This is a genomic window from Chitinophaga sp. 10T418 (assembly GCF_056394125.1).
On the sequence record NZ_JBFTHG010000011.1, the window covers coordinates 206813 to 228494 of the forward strand.

At 45.5% G+C, this 21682-nt stretch carries 15 protein-coding genes; 8 read left to right on the forward strand and 7 right to left on the reverse strand.

From position 1 onward, the window contains the following. Window positions 1–68: 68 nt before the first annotated feature. The 3 genes from AC1DCV_RS27495 to lpdA all read left to right on the forward strand — a co-directional run bounded on the left by AC1DCV_RS27495 (window position 69) and on the right by lpdA (window position 5074). Window positions 69–2711 carry a DNA translocase FtsK gene (locus AC1DCV_RS27495; protein ID WP_477026188.1) on the forward strand — a complete coding sequence of 881 codons (2643 nt, stop codon included), beginning with the start codon at window positions 69–71 and terminating at the stop codon, window positions 2709–2711. A gap of 133 nt (window positions 2712–2844) precedes the next feature. Continuing rightward, window positions 2845–3504 carry an outer membrane lipoprotein periplasmic chaperone LolA1 gene (gene lolA1 / locus AC1DCV_RS27500; protein ID WP_441571823.1) on the forward strand — a complete coding sequence of 220 codons (660 nt, stop codon included), beginning with the start codon at window positions 2845–2847 and terminating at the stop codon, window positions 3502–3504. A gap of 163 nt (window positions 3505–3667) precedes the next feature. After that, window positions 3668–5074, forward strand: coding sequence for a dihydrolipoyl dehydrogenase (lpdA, locus tag AC1DCV_RS27505; RefSeq protein WP_477026189.1), 1407 nt, complete (start codon window positions 3668–3670; stop codon window positions 5072–5074). Between the two features lie 83 nt (window positions 5075–5157). Here lpdA and AC1DCV_RS27510 read toward each other — a convergent pair whose 3' ends face one another. Then, window positions 5158–7371, reverse strand: a complete 2214-nt coding sequence (locus AC1DCV_RS27510) for a DUF6055 domain-containing protein (protein ID WP_477026190.1) — start codon at window positions 7369–7371, stop codon at window positions 5158–5160. A gap of 369 nt (window positions 7372–7740) precedes the next feature. Continuing rightward, on the reverse strand, window positions 7741–10545 hold the full coding sequence (locus tag AC1DCV_RS27515) for a S8 family peptidase (RefSeq protein ID WP_477026191.1): 2805 nt from the start codon (window positions 10543–10545) through the stop codon (window positions 7741–7743). Between the two features lie 568 nt (window positions 10546–11113). On the opposite strand from AC1DCV_RS27515, the gene AC1DCV_RS27520 reads away from it, so the two are divergent. The 3 genes from AC1DCV_RS27520 (at window position 11114) to AC1DCV_RS27530 (ending at window position 13384) form a co-directional block, all read left to right on the forward strand. After that, the gene (locus AC1DCV_RS27520; protein ID WP_477026192.1) at window positions 11114–11941 is read left to right on the forward strand and encodes a M57 family metalloprotease; all 828 of its coding nucleotides are present in this window, start codon (window positions 11114–11116) and stop codon (window positions 11939–11941) included. Window positions 11942–12180: 239 nt separating this feature from the next. Next, entirely contained in the window at window positions 12181–12891 is a 711-nt protein-coding gene (locus AC1DCV_RS27525; RefSeq protein ID WP_477026193.1) for a dioxygenase family protein, read from the forward strand. Window position 12892: 1 nt separating this feature from the next. Further along, complete coding sequence (locus AC1DCV_RS27530) at window positions 12893–13384, forward strand: hypothetical protein (RefSeq protein ID WP_477026194.1); 492 nt, start codon at window positions 12893–12895, stop codon at window positions 13382–13384. A 9-nt stretch (window positions 13385–13393) separates the two neighbouring features. Here AC1DCV_RS27530 and AC1DCV_RS27535 read toward each other — a convergent pair whose 3' ends face one another. Both AC1DCV_RS27535 and AC1DCV_RS27540 read right to left on the reverse strand, forming a co-directional pair. Beyond that, the gene (locus AC1DCV_RS27535; RefSeq protein WP_477026195.1) at window positions 13394–14086 is read right to left on the reverse strand and encodes a LytR/AlgR family response regulator transcription factor; all 693 of its coding nucleotides are present in this window, start codon (window positions 14084–14086) and stop codon (window positions 13394–13396) included. 3 nt (window positions 14087–14089) lie between these two features. Next, window positions 14090–15271 carry a sensor histidine kinase gene (locus tag AC1DCV_RS27540; RefSeq protein WP_477026196.1) on the reverse strand — a complete coding sequence of 394 codons (1182 nt, stop codon included), beginning with the start codon at window positions 15269–15271 and terminating at the stop codon, window positions 14090–14092. A 66-nt stretch (window positions 15272–15337) separates the two neighbouring features. Between AC1DCV_RS27540 and AC1DCV_RS27545 the strand changes: the two genes are divergently transcribed. After that, the gene (locus tag AC1DCV_RS27545; RefSeq protein WP_477026197.1) at window positions 15338–17500 is read left to right on the forward strand and encodes a S46 family peptidase; all 2163 of its coding nucleotides are present in this window, start codon (window positions 15338–15340) and stop codon (window positions 17498–17500) included. A 105-nt stretch (window positions 17501–17605) separates the two neighbouring features. Here the strand turns inward: AC1DCV_RS27545 and AC1DCV_RS27550 are convergent, their stop codons facing one another. Continuing rightward, on the reverse strand, window positions 17606–18499 hold the full coding sequence (locus AC1DCV_RS27550; protein WP_477026198.1) for a class I SAM-dependent methyltransferase: 894 nt from the start codon (window positions 18497–18499) through the stop codon (window positions 17606–17608). A 25-nt stretch (window positions 18500–18524) separates the two neighbouring features. Next, window positions 18525–20072: an acyl-CoA mutase large subunit family protein gene (locus AC1DCV_RS27555; protein ID WP_477026199.1), complete on the reverse strand. Its 1548-nt coding sequence runs from the start codon at window positions 20070–20072 to the stop codon at window positions 18525–18527. 96 nt (window positions 20073–20168) lie between these two features. Here AC1DCV_RS27555 and AC1DCV_RS27560 point away from each other — a divergent pair, with 96 nt between their 5' ends. Then, entirely contained in the window at window positions 20169–21077 is a 909-nt protein-coding gene (locus AC1DCV_RS27560) for a M23 family metallopeptidase (protein WP_477026200.1), read from the forward strand. On the opposite strand, the gene AC1DCV_RS27565 is transcribed toward AC1DCV_RS27560, so the two are convergent. Further along, window positions 21078–21608 carry a DUF7935 family protein gene (locus tag AC1DCV_RS27565; RefSeq protein WP_477026201.1) on the reverse strand — a complete coding sequence of 177 codons (531 nt, stop codon included), beginning with the start codon at window positions 21606–21608 and terminating at the stop codon, window positions 21078–21080. Window positions 21609–21682 lie beyond the last annotated feature (74 nt).

Genomic DNA, 21682 nt, shown 5'->3' on the forward strand with positions numbered 1-21682 from the left:
TCATCTGTTGGTTTTTGGCACTCCATGCTGAAAACTAAAAGCTGGCAGCTAACAGCTAAAAGCTAATTATGTCCAGGAATAAACTGAAAACCGAAAAACCGGAAAGCAAGAAACCGAAAGGCCCCACACCAAACCCTGAAGTGTTGACGAAAGACAAGGAGCCTGAGGTGAAAGTAAAAGAGCTGGTGAAAGATGAACGTACCCATAAAGTAATGGGCGTGTTCTTTCTTTTGCTGTCTGTTTATTGTTTTATTGCTTTCACCTCCTATCTTTTTACCTGGGAAGATGACCAGGATAAAATATTCCATTATTCTACCCGGGAGCTTTTCTTCGGCGATGTAAAAGTAGATAATCTACTGGGCCGCCTGGGCGCTTATGTGTCACACAACTTCTTTTTTTATGGTGTGGGCATTGCTGCTTACCTGTTCTGTTACTTCTTTTTTATTGTCGGTATTAACTTCATCGTAGGGCGCCGCGTTTTCCGCGTATGGCGTAACGTAAAATATATTTTGTTCGGTCTGCTCTTTATCAGCATGTCCATGGCATTTGTAGCCGGTGGAGGAGATTTCCCCTGGGGAGGTGCTTTGGGTGATGCCCTGAATAAATGGACGTCTGGTTTTGTTGGTAAAACGGGTACCGCACTCTTATTACTGGTAGTGGGTTTCTCCTGGCTCATCTGGAAATTTAATTTTGATTTCAAATGGCCGGAAAAGAAAATCAAACTTCCGAAACCAGTTCCGGCCACTGTTCCTGTGCCACCGGTAGCCAACGCGGCTGCGGCGGCTGCACCCGCCCCGGTTAAAGAAGATCCACGTAAAAACGGATTGAAAGGAGAGGGTGGTGTAATGGTGATTCCTCCACATGAAGAAGTAGCCGAAGAAGACGAAGAAGATCTGCCACCCATGCACCTGGTAGAAAGAGAAGACATCACCGTGATACCTTCTCATGCTGCCTACATGCCACCAGCAACGCCCGTTGTTACGCCCGGATTGCCGGAAGAATCTGACGCGGAATTGTCTGAGGAAGAAGAGGAAGAAGACCCCGGACCATTATTGTATATAGAAGAAATACCCGAACAAACACCTCCACCAACTAGAAAGAAAAACGAGCCGCAGGAAGTGGCATTTGAAATTAAGCCTACTTTCCGGGATGAAGAAGAAGAAGTCGAGGAAATCCAGCCATCCAGACCCGTGGAGCCGGTAGATCCGTACGATCCTTCACTGGACCTGAGAGACTATAAGTTTCCAACACTGGACCTGCTGGAAAACCATAACGCCGATAAAGTAATTGTACAAGACACGGCTGAACTGGAAAAGAATAAAAACCAGATCATTGATACCCTGAAGAATTATGACATCTCCATACAGAAAATAAGTGCTACCGTAGGACCAACAGTGACACTGTACGAAATTGTGCCGGCTGCCGGCGTTCGTATCTCCCGTATTAAAAACCTGGAAGATGACATCGCCCTGAGTCTGTCGGCGCTTGGTATCCGTATCATTGCCCCAATCCCGGGTAGAGGTACCATTGGTATTGAGGTCCCTAACGTAAAGAAAACCATCGTATCACTTAAGAATATACTGGCCTCGGAAAAATTCCAGACCAGCACCATGGATTTGCCGATTGCTATTGGTAAAAAGATCGACAATGAAAACTTCATTGCAGATCTGGCTAAAATGCCCCACCTGCTCATGGCGGGAGCTACTGGTCAGGGTAAATCTGTGGGTATCAATACGTTGCTGGTGTCGCTGTTGTATAAAAAGCATCCTTCCCAGCTGAAGTTTGTACTGGTAGACCCCAAAAAAGTGGAACTATCGCTCTACAAGCTCATTGAGAAGCACTTCCTGGCTAAATTACCCGGAGAAGATGATGCGATTATTACCGATACCAAGAAAGTAATCCACACCCTCAATGCCTTGTGTATTGAAATGGATCTGCGCTATGACCTGCTCAAGGAAGCAGGCACCCGTAATATCCGCGAGTACAATGGTAAGTTTACCCAACGCCGCCTGAATCCGTTGAAAGGACACCGTTACCTGCCTTTCATTGTATTGGTGGTAGATGAGTTCGCGGATCTGATCATGACTGCTGGTAAGGAAGTGGAAATGCCGATTGCCCGTTTGGCGCAGCTGGCCCGTGCAGTGGGTATTCACCTCATCATTGCCACGCAACGCCCTTCTGTAAACATTATCACGGGTACCATCAAAGCTAACTTCCCGGCCCGCGTGGCCTTTAAGGTATCTTCCAAAATAGATTCCCGTACCATCCTGGATATTGGTGGTGCGGAACAGCTCATCGGTCAGGGGGATATGCTGGTTTCCTTTAACGGGGAGCTGGTACGTCTGCAATGCGCCTTTGTAGATACGCCGGAAGTGGAAAATGTGGCCGAATTCATCGGAAATCAGAAAGGCTATCCGGACGCATTCCTGTTGCCTGAGTATGTAGATGACAAGGATCCGGATGGTAAAGAACTCAGTATTGCTGACCGGGATCCGCTGTTTGAAGAGGCTGCCCAGGTGATCGTTACCACCCAGCAAGGGTCAACTTCTTTGCTGCAACGCCGTATGAAACTGGGGTATAACCGGGCAGGAAGACTTATGGATCAGCTGGAAGCAGCCAATATAGTAGGCCCCAACATGGGGAGCAAGGCAAGGGAGGTATTGGTGAGATCGGAAAGCGAATTACAGGAAATCCTTAATAATTTGTTATAATATGTTAAGGTCTTTCGAAATTATTACCCTTTTTCAGGAAATATACTGAATTTCGCACCCTGTAAAAGACCAACACAGCTATACCGGCATGGCATTTGTCTCTGCAGGTTAGCACAAACTAAAAAAAACTACGATGAAGAAATTTGTATTAACAGGAATGTTGTTGAGTGGTATCATTTTCAGCGGCATGGCACAATCTAAGGGCGGATCCGACCCCAAGGCTAAAACCGTTCTGGATGGTGTTAGTAATAAATTCAAATCATTAAAAACAGTAGTAGCTAATTTTATATTGAAAGTAGAAGGTGCCAACAACAGTGTAACAGATTCCAAAAAAGGAACAGTCTACCTGAAAGGCGCTAAATATAAAGTAACGCTGCCCGGACAGGAAATAATCAGTGATAACAAAACATCCTGGACATATGCCAAGGATGTAAACGAGGTAACTGTGAATAACGTGGATCAAAGCAGTGGCGCTATGACACCTGCCAAACTGTTTACCAATTTCTACGACAAAGATTATTTGTACAAACTGGAACCTGAAACGACTGAAAAAGGTAAAGTGTTGCAGAACATTGAGCTGACACCTACTGATAAATCCAAGAACGTTTTTAAAGTGATTGTTTCTGTAGATAAGAAAAACCAGAGTATCGCGAAAATGAAAGTTTTCGAGAAAAACGGTAATCACTACACGTACGAAATCACCAATTTTACACCAAATACCAACCTGAGCGATGCTACCTTTACTTTTGATGCCAAGAACTATCCTGGCGTGGAAGTGGTGGACCTTCGGTAGCTTTTAGCCATTAGCTTTTAGCTATTAGCAAAATGCAGCGGAGATGGGACAACACCTGATCTTCGCTGCATTTTGCTAATAGCTAAAAGCTAATGGCTAAAAGCTGTTTGCGCTTTCTGCTTATTTATTTACCTTTGGCGAGTTCAATTTAAAATTAAACAATATGGCATACGACGTAATCGTAATTGGTAGTGGGCCCGGCGGATATGTGGCTGCTATCCGTGCTTCTCAGCTGGGATTTAAAACTGCAATCGTGGAAAGAGAGAGCCTGGGTGGTATCTGTTTAAACTGGGGCTGTATTCCAACCAAAGCTTTATTAAAAACTGCACAGGTTTTTGAATATACGCAGCATTCAAAAGACTACGGTATTACTGTAAGTGATGCACAGGTAGACTTTGAGGCGGTGATCAAGCGTAGTCGCGGTGTTGCTGATAAAATGAGCAGGGGCGTTCAGTTCCTGATGAAGAAAAATAAGATTGATGTATTAATGGGCAATGGAAAGGTAAAATCCAAAGGCCAGGTAGAAGTTACTGATAAAGACGGTAAAGCTGCTGTACACGAAGCAAAACACATCATTCTGGCTACAGGTGCCCGTGCGCGTGAACTGCCTAACCTGAAAATTGATGGTAAGAATGTAATTGGTTACCGCGAAGCAATGGTATTGCCTAAGCAACCTAAATCCATGATTGTAGTGGGTTCTGGTGCGATCGGTGTTGAATTTGCTTATTTCTACGCAACCCTGGGTACTAAAGTAACCATCGTTGAGTTCCTCCCACGCATTGTTCCGGTAGAAGACGAAGATATCTCCAAAGAACTGGAAAAAATATACAAAAAGAAAGGCATCGAAATCATGACCAACGCTTCGGTAGAAGCAGTGGAAGCCGCTGGTGACGGTGTGAAGGCTAAGGTGAAAACACAAACCGGCGAAATCACCCTGGAAGCAGACGTGGTACTGAGCGCGGTGGGTATTGCAGCTAATATCGAAAATATCGGTCTGGAAGGAATGGGTATTAAAACCGATAAAGGCCGCGTACTGGTAGATAAATACTACCAAACCAATGTTCCGGGCGTTTACGCTATTGGCGACATGGTTCCTGGTCAGGCACTGGCACACGTCGCTTCCAAAGAAGCGATCGTTTGCGTGGAAGCCATCGCATACAACGAAAAGAAATATGCGCATAAACCAGCTACTATTGACTATATGAACATTCCAGGTTGTACTTATTGCGCACCTGAAATTGCTTCTGTTGGTTATACTGAAAAGGCAGCGAAAGAAGCCGGTTACGAAGTTAAAGTGGGTAAATTCCCATTCTCTGCTTCCGGTAAAGCTTCTGCAGCCGGTGCTACTGAAGGTTTCGTAAAAGTGATCTTTGACGCTAAATACGGCGAATGGTTAGGTACCCACATGATCGGTGCCAACGTTACGGAGATCATTGCAGAAACAGTAGTAGCGCGTAAACTGGAAACTACTTACCAGGAAGTGCTGGATTCTATCCACCCGCATCCAACTATGAGCGAATCTGTAAAAGACGCCATAGAAGTAGCTTACGGCGAAGCCATTCACCTGTAATCACATATCATTGTAAATACAGCAAACAGCCGTTCTGATCTGATCAGAACGGCTGTTTTGTTGTTAATTGGTACGTAACTGTGTCAGTTCGTTACAATCAGCTTTTCCGTAGCCGCTTTATTTCCATCGCTGGCCCTAAGGTAATAGATGCCAGGAGCCGTACTCCAGTCTTTCACCTTTAAAGTGGTCGTTCTCGCTTTCTGCATCTCTTTCATATGTACCGGCAATCCCTGGCTGTTATAAATGATCAGCTGCACATTGCTCGTGTTCCGGAATCCCTGCAGGGTAACGGTAAACTGGTTAACAGCCGGGTTAGGATACACCCGTATGGCGGATACCACAGCTGCGTTGCCGGTAGTTTTCAGCAGCAGGCTGCTATCTGTTATGGCGGCAGACGTAATGGTGCCACTGCAGGTAGGAGTGGTACTCCAGGCCATCTGTGCATCGGTGAACTGGGTCCAGGCGGTGTTTACATCTGTGTTAGAGGCATCGCCTGCACTTTTGCCATCACAGTCTGCCCGGCCATTGTTCGGGTGTGGTATCTGCAGATAGGTGCCATTGGTGGCACAGCTGCCTATTTCGGCATCGCCACCTACTACCACGGCATTGCCAAAGGTAACGCCCCATTCAAGCGCATCGCCCTTTATATTGGCACTGCCGGAAACCGTACAATCGGTGAGCACGGCGTTATCTGTTACCACTGCGCTGCCGGTGTAACTGCCGCCATATACGCTGGCATTACCGCTAATGGTCACCGTATTGCCCACCGTGGCATTTTCCACCCAGGCATTGCCCGTAATCTGTGACGTGCCGGTGATAACGGAATTGCCCAGTACAATAGCTTTGGGGCCTACATAGGCAGTAGAAGCAACAGTAGCACTGTTGGCTACCCAGCCGCCGCCATTCGTATGGGTATGACCGTTAGTTTTGTACGCGGAGCGGAAAGTACTCTGATAACCTTCAGGTACGGCATTGGCTATACGTAGTTCATAGGGATAGCGTTTTATCTTAGGCCAGCCCGGTTCCCATACATAACTGGTGTGGGTGGTGGGAGCACCCATCACTACCAGGTACAACTGAGTTTCATTGCTGTTCATAGTGAAGCTGATTTCACTTTCATTCGCAGTAGCGGTAGTACCATAGCGGGATATATTACCATTCGACAGTGTGGTCACAAAGCCGTAACGCCAGCCGGCAGTGCTGTTAACTTCTGTATGACCTTTAAATTTTACGGTTACATTCCTGGCACTGCAGGTGGTATATAACGGAATAATATTGTAGCCATAATCCTGTGGTGCGCTGGCATTATCTATTTTATATCTTCCGGTACTGGCATTCACCTGTTGCAGCATAGTATATAGCCGCCAGATATAATGTGGTTCCTGTACTTTTAAGCGATCGCGTTCTGCTTTGTAAATAGCCCCAAATCCGTTTACGGTATAGTCGCAGGCTACTTCCCTTTTAACATAGTCGTACATAAAAGTATTGAGCTGTGCCTGGGTCCAGCTTTTAAGACGTCTGTAGGTCATCAGCGGATGTTCTCCTGCGGTAGAACTGGTGCGGATCGACTCTTTCCACAACCTGTTTACCATTGTAATGCCATCCACCTGTTGCATATACCACAGCATTTTAAAAGCATCGTAATGGTGTCGGGTGGAGCTAAAATGGAACATGCTGGTAGCCATCCACCGGGGAAGGTCATCATTGGCAAAACGGGGATACATTTGTGTACGCATGAAGTTAGCATGTGTTTCCCAGAAGAAGCCCGCAGGATCATAATTGTTAAAGCCACAGTTGGCATTTTCCTGGATGGCAATCATGCCCTGTAGGCTATGCGTGAGTTCATGGCTGGTAACGCCGCCGTCCCTGGTAGCATTGGGATGTACCCACATGGCCCCGATGGTATTACCATAGGTGCCGCCAAAGGCCCATCCGCTGGGCCCTCCCGTTCCCCAGGTATCATTCATCACGATAATGAGTTTGTATTTGCCCAGGTTTTTGGTGGCAGCATCTGAGCAGAAACCGATTTCTGTTATATATTTTGTATAGATTTTTTCCAGCGTATCACATATAGCCTGTGGATTAAATGCCAGGTTAGGATCGCTGTAAGTGGCCGGATTGGTGCCTACTACCGACCCCCAGAATACCACAAAGTTGGCCGATTGATAACTGCGACTGTATGACCAGGTAGATAAATAGGGATCCGTACTGAACTCGGGTGGTATGTATACCGTTTTTTGCGCCGATACGAGTACGGTCATTAGCAGAAAGACGAAAAGAGATAAAGCTTTTTTCATAAATAATTGATTTGTGTTGGTTGAAAATGTATGGTTCAGAGAAATCAGGCACACGTGGGAACCAGCCATGGCAAGGCGCCGTAGCTATCTGCATTAGTGGAAAGGGATGCACGGGGACTATCAGCACAGGTGAGTAAACCGGTMAGGCATACTGAATGACCAGCGTAAATAAATTAATAACAGGGCTGTCGGTTCTTTTGGCTATCGGATTTTCATACATCGTATTATAAATACGGTGGAAAGTGTCAGACTTTAATAAGAAATATTTAATTGTCTTATTGACACTTAAAGTTAATGGTTCAGCAGGATTATTTCCGCTATGATCTTAACCGGTTATTGATGAATTTTACCCTGTAGCCGGGAAGGGAACTACTTCTGCTTTACAAACTGTTTCGCATAGATGCGTTTTCCATCTACATAAATACTGCAGTTAAAAACGCCGTTGGGCAGCTGCTGCACAGGAATGACTTCCTGGTTATTTTCCAGGTCACGCTGCATCATTATCCGCCCGCTCATATCTGTAATCACCATTTTCCGGCTGCGCATTTGTACATCTAAGATGTATAGCTGGGTACTTACAGGGTTGGGGAATAAGAGGATGCTGTTATTGAGGAATATACTTACGGTAGCAATATCGGAATAGATAACACGACCATCTGTAGTTTGCAGTCGTACGCGATAATGAACGAATCCTTCTGTCGGTTGGTTGTCTAAGAAATTAAAATTCATGGTCTCCCCAATTGTCAGCGAATCCAGGCCGATCCAGCCTTTGGGGGAATACCGTTCCCAGTACAGGTTTGTAAGGTGCCAGGTACTGCCGAGTGTAAGAGAAAGCAATACTTTATTATCAGTTGTTTTATCTGCCAGCAGGTTTTGTACATAACAGCCCACGCCCTGCTGTGAGTAATCAGCGGTATAGCTGCGCATGCCCGTCCAGCCGGCCTTAGCAATGGGACTGACGGCAAAATACAGGGAAGACGCCATTGATTTTGGAATGAAAGTAAAAGTATCACGGGGGTGGCTATACGGGATTAAAGTGGTGCTGCCCATAGTATATAGTTGATAACCGGCTGCATCGGGTTGCGCATTCCAGTAAAGCATTACGGTATCCGTACAGTTAAAACCGGTATGAATGGTCAGTTGCGGCGAGACATAACAAGGCGCACTTATAAAGGAGGTATCCGTTAACGTTAGTTTCAGCAACACCTGTTGGAAAATATCAGGCGTCAACCAGTTATATACACCCTGCGCTACCGGAACGTTTTGTGCTATTGGCAGCCAGGTGCGGCCGCTGTCAGTGCTATACGAAATATCGCCGTTACCACTATACGTAGTTTGCCATTGCAGGGGTGTATTTTGTGCCGCAGGCAGGATGTTTTCCGGTGCAGGATTTTGCCATTGAAAACGTTGCATCGGTGTAAATTCATAGGCAAGGTAAAATGATTGTGTCGCAGTGGATAACTGTGTGCCTTTTACACTGAGATGCAGTTTGCCCGCAATGGGGCGGTCAATGCTGATCTGTTCTGTATTATTGATGCTGTCCCTGCCTCGTTTAGCAGGGGCCTTCAGTGAATCTGCCGCCGGGTAGGCGTTGAGCACCCATGGGAGCCAGGTGTTGTTATCTGCCGTGGTAGCTGTCAGGTCCAGGTCGTTTACAAGCGCTTTAACGGCATTTACAGGCGCCGCGGGATCATTCCAGCACAGCGTAACTTTTACCTGCTGCATGCCTGCCGGTATGTTGATATCGAAGTTGGTTACTTTACCATTGCCTGCTTCCCCTGAGAGGATACGGTTTTCCTGTAATGTTTTCAGGGCGCCCAATGCCTGCAGGTAGCCATAGCCATGCTCATAGGAGGGAAGTATGCCAGCCGGACGAGTGGCGCTATTGAGGATGACGGCTTTAATCAGCGCAGAAGATACCGGGCTGCTATGTTGTTGGCGCCATGCATCCTGCAGCAGGGCGGCTACCCCGGAGGTAAGTGCAGCCGCACCGGAAGTACCGTCTTCTCCATAGGCCGCAATTTCCGGTTTGATACGGCCATCATAGGCTGGCCCCCTGGAACTCAGGGCAATTACCTGTGAAACACCATCTGTGCCACCTACTGAAATGATATTTTTAGCCTGTTTAAAATTACCGGATAGATTGGCGTAATTAGCAATGCCCTGGTAGCGTCCGGAAGAGGAAGTGTTGTTCCCTATATTGCCGGATGAATATACATGTACAATTGTATCGGCTTCCCGGATATGCTGATCATAGGCAACAGCTTCTGCTCCGTAATAATTTTCTATGCCGGTGCCGTAGGAATGATTTTGAATCGTGATACCGGATTGTGTGTAATAATTATTATCGTCCGGAAATAAACTGCTGTTGTAATCAGCCGAACTCAGTTTTACTTCCGATGCTACACCTTGTCCGTTCATACCGCTGTTAGCTGCACCGCCAATCAGTGTAGCCATAATCAGTGCATGCGAACTACTTGATGCAGAAGTATAGGTAGAGGGGAGATACCGGCCCTGTAAATCAATGTCTGTGGTATCAAAACGATCTTCTTTAACGGAAACGGCTACACGTTTTCCACGTACAAGTGGAAACTGTTGTTGTGCAATACGGATGCTATTGATAGTAAGATTGCTGGTATTAATGATGATTTCCGGTTTAGGATGCCTTACCATATCAGCAAATAGGATAGCAGGCTGACTGATAAATTCCTGCCAGTGTTGTTTTTGAACCCGTACTACGGCTACAGAAAATCTGTCGGAATACATACGTATACTGGCATGCGCCAGTTGTTCGTCCCGCTTGAAAGATACCTGGAGCGTTATACTGTCCGTGTTATTGGCCTTTTCCAGTTGTTGCAGTAAAGCAACACTCGCTTTGTAATTAGCATTGGCTTGATAAGCGTATACAATACTACTGTCTTTGGGTAGCTGTTGTATTATATAGTGGTAGCGGGTAATAGGCTGTATCAGTCCACATTGCCGCAGCACGGATGACGCGGGTACCTTTTTAAATTTTACAAGGAAAGGAGAGATGGGGTGTGCATCCGAAAATGTATCCGCCGCATACCGTTGACGAATGCTATCGGTTGAAATTTTTTGCTGTGCAGCAGTGCTATAACAGTAGCATAGCACCAAAGTTAGCAGGGTCCATATTTTCAGGGTATTTGACTTCATGCAGGATGATGACAACAGTTCAAGGATTTTGGTTTTGTGTTGCTGCTTAAAGCTACTGTATTTACTTTTTCGACACAATTTTATAAGGATAAAAACAAAATATTTTTTTTAAGTAAAACGAAAGTTGTAATATTGAAAGGGGAAATCCTGAGCGTAAATTTCAACAAAATCTGAACAAATMTAAACAACGAGCTGGAAAACCATTTTACTAGTAAGTTAAACAGTTGAGCAAGTCTTTGTAGCCGGAAAGAGCCGGTATTACTGAATCATCGCCAAGCCATTAGAAATAAAATGCCGTGTAATACAGGCATTTAGCTATTGTATGCATCCAAAAACGAGAGCACACCTAAACCGTGGTTTTTTGGAAAGATAAACAAAGCTGGAGCAGTTGCATTTGAGGCAATAAGCCGATAGTGTTACAAGTGTATTTTATGCACTTGTAAATCTCTTTTCGTGCTTTATTCCGCCACAGATCACTGCACACATTTGGTATTGTTAACAGTTGCTTGTTTGCAGGAACAAGCGATCGGGATATCTTTTTTTTAAACCAAAACCAAAATTTGAATCTATGAAAAAACAAACAATTCCTGTTCTCTGCTGTGTGGCAGCAACTTTCCTGTTTGCGTCCTGTTCAAAAAACGGTGCACAAAAAGAAGAAGTGAAGCCAGACCCTGTATCAGCAGAGGTGTTAGCCCAGATTAAAGACAACGGCTTCAGTACCGACAACGTGGTGAAAACAGAAGATGGTTACCTGGTAGAAGGCGACATCCTGCTGACCGCAGCACAACTGAAAGAAAAAGTAGTGAGCCCTGTTCTCAGGATCGCAAAAACAGAACAGTACCGCACCAATTATCTGGTAACCGCTTTGCCTCGCGTGATTACCATCAAAGTATCTAATCTGGGTACTGCATTTATTGCGGGAACGGATACGGCTATTGCCCGGTATAACAGACTGGGTTTACGTTTTACTTTCCAACGTATTACAACAGGTACCCCCAACATTACTATCAAGGGATTCAACCAGGGACCAAGTGGTGGCTACATCACACTGGGCTCTTCCGGCTTCCCTACCAGCGGTGGTAATCCTTATGGCACCATTAAAATGAACACCAATCAGTATGCCTATGGATCCAATCCTAACGTACTGTACGTGGGTTCTGTGATTCAGCATGAAATTGGTCACTGTATTGGTATGCGTCATACCGATTACATGGATCGTTCCTACAGCTGCGGTGGTAGTGCTGTAAACGAAGGTGATGGAGGAGTAGGAGCCATATGGATTCCAGGTACACCTACCGGACCAGATGCTAACTCCTGGATGCTGGCCTGCTCTAATGGCGGCAACCGTACATTCAACGCAAATGATATCATTGCACTGAACTATCTGTATCACTAATCGTTGCATGAGCTAATCTGTTAAAGTATTTCCGGCTCCTGAAATTTTTTGATGCTGGAGCAGCATTATTACGGGATCTCTCTCCCGGAATTAATACTGTTATCAAAAGATTTCAGGCCGGAAATACTGTTTTTACACTCCCTCTTATTTATTCTCCGGTACATCCCGCCTGTTCATCTATAATTTTTGTCTTTCCACCGCATAATCGAAATCTTTAGGACAGATCAAAAATTGATGCGATGGAAAACACCCGTAAGAAATTCCTCAAACAACTGTTCATCAGTGCCACTGCAGTGCCTGTGCTGATAGAAGCCTGTAAAAAAAGTAACACAACAGATCCCGCAAAAAATGATGGTGGTTGTACCGTGTCTCCGGAAGAAACAGACGGCCCTTATCCCCTGTACACCAGCCGTGGATCATCTATACAACGCGTGGATATCACCGATGGTAAGGATGGCATACCACTGTCTATCGTTCTCGATGTGCTGAACACAAACAATAACTGTAAACCATTAGCAAATGCAAGAGTAGATATCTGGCATTGTGATAAGGATGGCTATTACTCGGGTTATAGCAACAGGGGCTACCTGGGCAACCAGGATAATACAGCACTGGTGTTTTGCAGGGGACTACAGTACACTGATGCTGCTGGGCAAGTGAAGTTTACGTCTGTCTATCCCGGCTGGTATGAAGGCAGGGTCACACACATTCATGCACAGATATATGTGGATAATAAACTGAAATGCACTACACAAATCGCCTTCCCGGATGATATCAATACTGCGGTGTATAAAACAACTCTATATGCAGCACACGGGCAAAATACCAGCATTGCTAAAAACAGCGCGGACATGGTTTTTAGCGATTCTTTATCCAGCGAACTGGCCACTGTAACAGCCAACAGCAGCGGAGGATATGATCTCGTTCACTCTATTTATATAGCAGGATGATATGGGCAAAATAATGATCAGACTGGTCATCCGCCAGTTGATTGATGCTACAGGTACTACCCCTTTTGCAAAGCAGGTATTCCACGATTCCTATGAAGAATTCCTGCTGCAGTCACAGGTATATAACCAGGCCGCACAACACCGGACTTTTGCGGAAATAGTGGCACAGCAACCCAAAGCAAATTCCCTGCACTATAAAACAGGGTTTGCTGTGGGCCTGTATATTCAGTCATTGAACAAACTGGTGCCTGATACCTGGGATACTCTGGGGAATATCCAGTTGTCTTTCGACCGCCACCAGTTTAAAATAATAGCGTCTGATACGCAGGACCGGCAGGCGCATAAAGTAGCGATCCTGTATTATACGGCACCACTGCTGCTCCACAGTATAATAGGAGATTACCTGCTGTTGGGATTTCATGATACCACAGATACGTTTACACTAAAGTTAAGTGAGCATATTTCGATTTGTAATTATGAGGAGAATACTTAAACCAGCTATTTACTGTTGTTTCCAGTCACGGATAAAGTCACTGTAACTGTCACTGACCGGTAGTTCCGCTGCGGAAGAGAGTTTCACTTTCCTGTTAACAACGGCACGTACTTTATCTACTGCCACAATATAACTGCGGTGGATTCTCCGGAACCTGCCTGCCGGCAGCTTTTCCATCATCTTTTTCAAGGTCATCAGGGTGAGTACCGGCGCCCGTTGGGTAAGATGTATCCGGATATAGTCCTCCATACTCTCTATGTATACAATTTCATGTAACGGTATTTTCACCATGTGGTAGGAAGAATGCACCAACAGGCTTTCCATAGCCGGGGACTGCAGCTGTTGCAGAAGATAGGTTTGCGCTTTTTGCACGGCTTTTTCAAAGCGTTGAAACGGAATAGGTTTCAGCAAATAATCGATGGCATCCAGCTCAAAACCTTCGTAAGCATATTGCCGGTAAGCGGTGGTGAAAATGATCATAGGGTTGCAGGTAAGGCCCCTGGCCAGATCCAGCCCGTTTACATCCGGCATGTGGATATCGAGAAAGATAAGATCTACCGGTACCTGGCGCAGATATTCGGACGCTGATATGGCATCTTCAAAAGTATGCAGCAACTTCAGCCAGGGAAATTCCTGTGCGTAGGTCTTTATCACCTGCAGGGCGGGTGGTTCATCATCTATCACTATAAATTTTATCTCCATCAGTTACACCTGTAATTGTAATGTAATCGCATAAGCGCCATTGTCTTCACTGATCTGCAATTCATATTTGTCAGGATATAAATGATCCAGTCTTTGCCGGGTGTTGGAAATACCAATACCGGTGCGGCTTGTATCCGGTGTAATTCTGAACAGTTTATTGCTGCAGAAGAAGTGAATGTGATTTTCAGAGGTATTCAGCTGTATATTAATTTCAGAGGGCTCATGGTTACTCACCCCGTATTTGAAAGCATTTTCCAGGAAAGGGAGTAGTACCAGTGGTGCAATACATTTGATACCCGGGCTACCAGTCACAGAAAAGTTGACCTTTGTTTTGGTGGTGAGCCGGAGTTTCTGAAGATCTATATAATCACGTAAGCAATCAATTTCACTTTCCAGCAATACATAGTCGTGCCGGGTATCTTCCGTCACATAGCGGAGCATGTTGGATAACTTCATAATGCTCATGGCCGTATTTTCATTACGGGTCATGGCAAGAGAATAAATATTATTAAGGGTGTTAAACAGGAAGTGTGGATTGATCTGGGCTTTTAGGAAGGATAGTTCTGCCTGAGTTTTGCGGGTTTCTGCGTATAGGGCTCTTTTCTCGGTTTGCCGCCAGCGGCGGGTAGTTTCGGTGGCAATACTGAGTGAAATGGTGAGCAGGAAAAGAAAGTCGCTGACCATATCTACTCTCACCGGCGGTTTACCAGGTGGTTGCATGCCAGCTTCTCTATGATCGGGTGGCATGGGCGGGTGCCAGCGCATTTCATGAGGAGGACGTGGCAACCGGGTAAACAGATGATCGAAGGGCCGCATATAATTGACCATGATCAGCAGCAGGAAAACAGCCAGAAAGTATAACAGATATTGTTTCCGGAAGTACAGCCGGGGAAACAGGAAAGTGGTATGGAAGTAGAATAATGCAATATAGGTTACCAGGAACACCAGGTAATCTGTTGAAAATAAAATGGAGAGTGCCTTATGGTCGCCCGTTTGCCCGCTGATAAACAGCAGGGGTAAACTCAGGCATATCAGCCACCCTGTAATGTGTGCTATTACTACCGAGGATTTTAACCGGAACATTTTCGACAGATAGATATAGGGATGAAATTCTGGTAATCTGTCCAGATAATCTACGGGATCTCTGTAAATACCTGCTTTATGTCGATGAATGATAGGAAACACCGGGTTATCTTTTCCTCCCTCCCCGAATTATAGTAAATTGCCTGTTTTATAAAAAGAATATCAGATATGTTGCAACGAATCGCGAAACCTGTGCTGTTATTAGTACTCCTCGTACTTGCGCGGCAAGCTTATGCTACAGAAGGAATGTGGCTGCCACAGCTGCTATCCGGTCTCAATGAGAAAGAGATGAAAGGAATGGGCATGAAAATCAATGCCTCGGATATTTATAGCATCAATAAAGGTAGCCTCAAAGATGCCATTGTCAGCTTTGGTGGCTTTTGTACGGCAGAAGTGATCTCTGAACAGGGATTACTGCTCACCAATCACCATTGTGGCTACGATGCTATTCAAAAGCATTCCTCCCTGCAGAATAACTTCCTTGAAAATGGTTTCTGGGCAAAAACTGCCGTGGAAGAACTACCTAATCCCGGCCTCTTTGCCACCTTTATTGTACGTATCGATGATGTTACCAAAGCCGCCCTGCAGGATGTAAAACCCGGCATGAGTGAAAGAGAACGGCAATCTGCGATAGACAAGCGTTTAAACGAAATTAAACAGGCTGCCCGCAAAGAAAGCTGGCAGGATGCGATGATAAAACCATTTTATGAAGGCAATCAGTATTTTCTGTTTGTAACAGAAACTTACCGCGATGTGAGACTGGTAGGAGCACCGCCTTCTTCTATCGGTAAGTTTGGGTCAGATACAGATAATTGGGTATGGCCGCGTCATACAGGCGATTTCTCGATGTTTCGTATCTATGCGGGCAAAGATGGCCGACCAGCTCCTTACTCGGCTGATAATGTGCCTTTAAAGCCTAAATATGCATTGACCATTTCCCTGAAAGGGGTAAAGCAAAACGACTTTACCATGGTGATGGGCTTCCCGGGTCGTACCACGGAATACCTGCCTTCTGAAGCAGTAAAACAAACAGTGGAAGTGGTAGATGCTGCCAAAGTAGAGATGCGGGATGCTGCCCTCAAAATTATGGATAGCTACATGCGCAAAGATCAACAGATCAAAATTCAATATGCTGCCAAGTATGCCGGTACAGCCAACTACTGGAAAAAATGGATGGGGGAAATGCAGGGCGTGAAACAAACCAATGGCATCGGTAAAAAACTGCAGTATGAAGCCGGTTATCGTCAGCTGATGGAGGCCAATCCGCTATGGAAACAAAAATACAGCGGCGTACTGGATTCCCTGAATGCTTATTACCTGCAGATACAACCCTACGCACAAACCCGTGACTACTATAGTGAACTGGTGAAAAATGTGGAACTGTTTACGGTAGGGGATCGCCTGATCACTTTCCTGAATGATGTACATGAAAAAGGGGAGGGGCAATACGAAACCATGCGCGAACAATTCCTGGCAACGATGCAGCCGTTTTACCAGAACTACAATGCAAAAGTAGATCATGATATTTGTGCCAGTCTCACGAACCTCTACGCCAAAGGTGTACCGTCACAATATGCCGGCAGCGAATTTGCACAGATCTGGCAGGAGAATAATAAAGACGGCCGCGCAATGGCGGATAAGCTGTATGCTTTATCCGGTTTAACATCTCTCGAAAAACTGAAAACATTTGTGCAGCAACCCTACAATACGGTAGTGGCGCAAATGTGGAAAGATCCTGCAACCCGCCTGGTAATGGCCATGCGCAAAGGATTTGTGGATAATGTAAGCAAGCCTCTGGCCGATATTCAATCCAATATCAATAACCTGCAACGCACCTATATGCAGGCGCAGATGGATGTGATGGGCAGCAAAAAAAGCTTTTATCCGGATGCCAACAGCACCCTCCGCATAACATATGGTAAGGTAGATGGCTATAATCCACGTGACGCTATTCACTACGATTTTTATACCTACCTCGATGGTGTGATGGAGAAATATGTTCCCGGTGATTATGAATTTGATGTGCCGGCCCGACTGATTGAACTCTACAAGAAAAAAGACTATGGCCGTTATGGCGTAAATGGTAAAATGCMGGTTTGCTTTATTGCTTCCAATCATACTACCGGCGGTAACTCAGGCAGCCCTGCACTGGATGCTTACGGACATCTGATCGGTCTCAATTTTGACCGTACCTGGGAAGGTACTATGAGCGATATTAACTACGATCCTACTATCTGCCGTAATATCATGGTAGACATCCGTTATGTGTTGTTTATTATCGATAAATATGCCGGATGTACCAGGTTGGTAGAGGAGATGAAGTTGATATAAGCTTTTAGCCATTAGCTTTTAGCTTTTAGTAAAAATGCAGCGAAGACGATCATCTGTTGATCCTCGCTGCATTTTTACTAAAAGCTAAAAGCTAATGGCTAAAAGCTAAATCTTGCATTCGTACACAATGGAGCTGCACTGGTCTACTATTTTTAATCCTTTTCTGTAAGAACGGAAACCATGGAAAAATCCCTGGAACAGGCGGCTTTTACCAGTTTTGTATTTTTCGCTGAGTAAGCTTACATAGAAGCCATCAAACACCATCGGGTGTTTTTTTACCAGCTTTATCTGGTGTTGTGTTAATAATTTCTCCATAGATCCTGGTGAAAAATGATACAGATGTCTGGGGACATCATAGGCCGCCCAGTATTCTTTGTAGTAACCAGCATCGGAAGAGGTGTAGTTGGGAACTGCAATGAGCAGGGAGCCACCGGGTTTCAGCAATGTGCGGATATGATCCAGGTAGCGGTGCAGTTCATGTACATGTTCCAGTACGTGCCACATGGTAATCGCATCAAATTGCTGCGCAGGTAAAGTATATAACTCCTCAATAGGGAGCGCCGTAATATTGTAAATTTCTTTGGCGTTCCGGCGGGCATTTTCATCTGGCTCCAAACCGGTTACTGTCCACCCGCCTACCTGCATATAATGCAGAAAGGCGCCGGTGCCACTACCTATGTCCAGCAAAGTACCCTGTTTGATACCAGCGGCATTGCGCACCCAGTTTTGCTTGGAGCGCAGCGTAATCTTTCTGACGCTGTGGTATAAACGGTTAATGAGTCCCTGTTTCGTTTCAGAATGAGAAATATATTCCTGCGACTGGTAATAGCGGCCTATGTGCGCGCTATCAGGTACGTTTTGTGTAAACCGGCCACCACAGCCTCCGCAATGGAAGATATTGAATGTTTCTTTTGATACAGTATAGTCTTTGGCAGTAAGCGCTTCATGTATTTGTGATGAACCACAAAGCGGGCAGTTGTTGTGATAGATTAAACTCATTTGATTGTTGAATACGCTTATATAATTATTTATACTCTCCCCATACTTCTCTCAGTACATCTGCTATTTCGCCTAGTGTGGCCAAATGTTCCACTGCTTCCACAACCAGCGGCATCAGGTTTTCACTGGTGCCGGCAGCGTTTTTGATCCGTGTCAGGGCACTTTGTACTGCTGCATTGTCGCGGCGTGCCCGTAATGACTGCAGACGTTCTGATTGCATTATACGGATGCTGTCATCGATGCGGAAAACTTCCGGCGCTACCTGGTCGGTGGCTGTAAATTTATTGACACCGATGATAATTTTTTCATTATTCTCAATTTCCTGTTGGTATCTGTATGCGCTGCGGGCAATTTCATCCTGCACAAAGCCTTGTTCAATGGCACTGACAGCGCCCCCCATGGCATCAATTTTATTAATCAGCTCCCAGGCCTTGCTTTCTACTTCATTAGTCAGCGCTTCTACATAAAAAGAGCCGGCCAGTGGATCTACCGTATCAGCTACACCACTTTCGTAGCCAACTATCTGCTGTGTGCGGAGAGCAATACGGGCAGCGGCTTCTGTAGGTAACGACAACGCCTCATCGTAGCCGTTGGTATGCAGCGACTGGGTTCCTCCCATGGTAGCTGCCAGTGTCTGGATGGCTACCCGCACAATATTATTCTGCGGCTGTTGTGCAGTCAGTGTGCTGCCGCCTGTTTGTGTATGGAAACGCAACATCTGTGCTTTGGGATCTGTAGCACCCAGTGATTGGGTGATATGCGCCCACATGCGCCTGGCTGCACGGAATTTAGCTACTTCTTCAAAAAGATGATTATGTGCATTGAAAAAGAAGGATAACCTCTTTGCAAAAACGTTGATGTCGAGTCCTACTTCCAGGGCTGCTTTCAGATAGGCTTTACCGTTAGCCAGCGTAAAGGCCAGTTCCTGCACGGCGTTAGCGCCTGCTTCCCGGATATGATAACCGGAAATGGAGATGGTATTCCATTTCGGGACTTCTTTGCTGCAATAGGCAAAAATATCCGTGATCAACCGCATAGAGGGTTTGGGCGGATAAATGAAAGTGCCTCTGGCTGCATATTCCTTCAGGATATCATTTTGTATGGTGCCGGAAATTTTTTTCAGATCCGCTCCCTGCCTTTTGGCCAGCGCAATATAAAAGGCCAGCAGTATAAACCCGGTGGCGTTGATGGTCATGGAGGTAGATATCTGTTCGAGAGAAATATCTTTAAACAATATTTCCATATCCTCCAGCGAATCTATAGCTACCCCCACTTTACCTACTTCTCCCTCAGACATGGGATGATCAGAATCATAGCCTATCTGAGTAGGCAGATCAAATGCCACACTCAGTCCCATTACACCCTGACTTAACAGGTAATGATAACGTTTATTCGATTCCTCCGCAGTACTGAATCCGGCATATTGGCGCATGGTCCACAGCTTATCGCGGTACATGGTAGCGTGTATGCCCCGGGTATAAGGAAAGCTGCCGGGTTGTTCTTCCATAGCCACCGGCTGGGTATACAGCGGTGCTATAACGATGCCCGAATCGGTTTGAATGGTCTTTTCCATAGTATCTAAAACTAGCGTTGCAATGTTACATAATTATTATGGTACTTCGCCGCTGAGAAAAATATTGATAATTTGTGTGAAAGTTGGCTGGCTATTATGATCATTTACTGTTTATTAGGCATTACCCTCGCGTTGGCGCTGTATAGTTTATACCTGGTATGGAAAGCTGGCAGCAGGCCATTGTCAGCAACTTACACTTATTTGTTGCTGGGCCTTTCAATGGCATTGTTTCTGTATTTGTATGGTACCTGGGTATACCTGTCCATTTATACCGGTTACGTTTTCGGCGGTTTATTACTGGCCTGTTGCGCAGCTTACGTGCTGCGTAAGCATGATCATGCTGCCAAACCTACACCCCGCTGGAAGAAGCGGAGCAACGTTGTACTGTCTGCTGTATTCATCTTACTTAGTGTGCTTTACTTTACCGGCACTACCGGTAAACCGGATACCGTAAAATTATCGCTGCCATTTAAATCAGGTAAATACTATGTGTTACAGGGAGGTAAAGGATTGCCCACCAATGTATTTCACTTTAGTTTACGTGGTGCTGTATACGCGATGGATATTGTGAAACTGAACAGCACAGGTGGCCGCGCCAATAAAATATTTTCCCGTCGTCTGGAAGATTATACCATCTTCGGCGATACCGTATATGCACCCTGTGATGGCCTCGTTATAAGGGCTTACAGTAATAATCCCGACAATATTCCGCCGGCGATGGACCGTGGCCCAAAGAATACCAACCAGGTATTACTGGAAACGCCCGGCTATTACGTGTTTATGGGCCATCTTAAAATGGGCAGTGTTACCGTGAAGGAAGGTCAGTATGTAAAACAGGGCGATCCACTGGGCTGTGTAGGTAATTCGGGCTTTAGTACCGAACCCCATCTGCATATCCAGGTACATGCCAAAACAGCCGGCATTCCCTGGTACCAGGGAAAACCACTTTATATACTGTTTAACGGAAAAGGTTATTTGCTGGATGAAGTGATCCGGACAAAATGATTATCGCATCAGTCGTTTTGCTTCTGCATTGATGATCTGGGAGGTAAGCTCAGCAGGAGATTCACCGGCTTGTAAAAAGACTTCCAGTATCTGCTTGTTCAGCTCCATGGCTGGTGCATCCGGTGCTAATTGTACCGCCACCTGGTTGATGACGGAAATGGTTTGTTCCTTTAATGTTTTTACCGCTTCCCAGGTCATGGCAGATACATAGATCTGCTGCGTTACATTATGTTCGTATTCTGCTTTGATATTTTGCACCATTGCTATCTGCATGTCCACCGCCAGTAAGCCCGGCTGATAGATACGCCCGATCAGGCTTTGCGGCGTAATCCGGTCTACATACAATGCCATCCGCTCATACGCCTGCAACTGCAAAGGCAGTACTGCTGCGTTTGTCGTGGGCTGTTTCTCTTCTGCAGCCGCATCTTCCGGCTTGTTTTTTTTGAAAAGATCTTTTATGGTCGGATATACGATAACTACTGCGCCTACTGCAAGGGCCACATACAGGAAATTAGTCAGATTCACATCCATCTTTATACTTTATACGCACAAATATATAATAATATTATATATAATTACGAATTAAGAATTACGAATTACGGTGT

Coding starts and splice junctions, on each gene's coding strand:
- AC1DCV_RS27495 (WP_477026188.1), top strand. CDS start 69: ATGTCCAGGAATAAACTGAAAACCGAAAAACCGGAAAGCAAGAAACCG.
- lolA1 (WP_441571823.1), top strand. CDS start 2,845: ATGAAGAAATTTGTATTAACAGGAATGTTGTTGAGTGGTATCATTTTC.
- lpdA (WP_477026189.1), top strand. CDS start 3,668: ATGGCATACGACGTAATCGTAATTGGTAGTGGGCCCGGCGGATATGTG.
- AC1DCV_RS27510 (WP_477026190.1), bottom strand. CDS start 7,371: ATGAAAAAAGCTTTATCTCTTTTCGTCTTTCTGCTAATGACCGTACTC.
- AC1DCV_RS27515 (WP_477026191.1), bottom strand. CDS start 10,545: ATGAAGTCAAATACCCTGAAAATATGGACCCTGCTAACTTTGGTGCTA.
- AC1DCV_RS27520 (WP_477026192.1), top strand. CDS start 11,114: ATGAAAAAACAAACAATTCCTGTTCTCTGCTGTGTGGCAGCAACTTTC.
- AC1DCV_RS27525 (WP_477026193.1), top strand. CDS start 12,181: ATGGAAAACACCCGTAAGAAATTCCTCAAACAACTGTTCATCAGTGCC.
- AC1DCV_RS27530 (WP_477026194.1), top strand. CDS start 12,893: ATGGGCAAAATAATGATCAGACTGGTCATCCGCCAGTTGATTGATGCT.
- AC1DCV_RS27535 (WP_477026195.1), bottom strand. CDS start 14,086: ATGGAGATAAAATTTATAGTGATAGATGATGAACCACCCGCCCTGCAG.
- AC1DCV_RS27550 (WP_477026198.1), bottom strand. CDS start 18,499: ATGAGTTTAATCTATCACAACAACTGCCCGCTTTGTGGTTCATCACAA.
- AC1DCV_RS27555 (WP_477026199.1), bottom strand. CDS start 20,072: ATGGAAAAGACCATTCAAACCGATTCGGGCATCGTTATAGCACCGCTG.
- AC1DCV_RS27560 (WP_477026200.1), top strand. CDS start 20,169: ATGATCATTTACTGTTTATTAGGCATTACCCTCGCGTTGGCGCTGTAT.
- AC1DCV_RS27565 (WP_477026201.1), bottom strand. CDS start 21,608: ATGGATGTGAATCTGACTAATTTCCTGTATGTGGCCCTTGCAGTAGGC.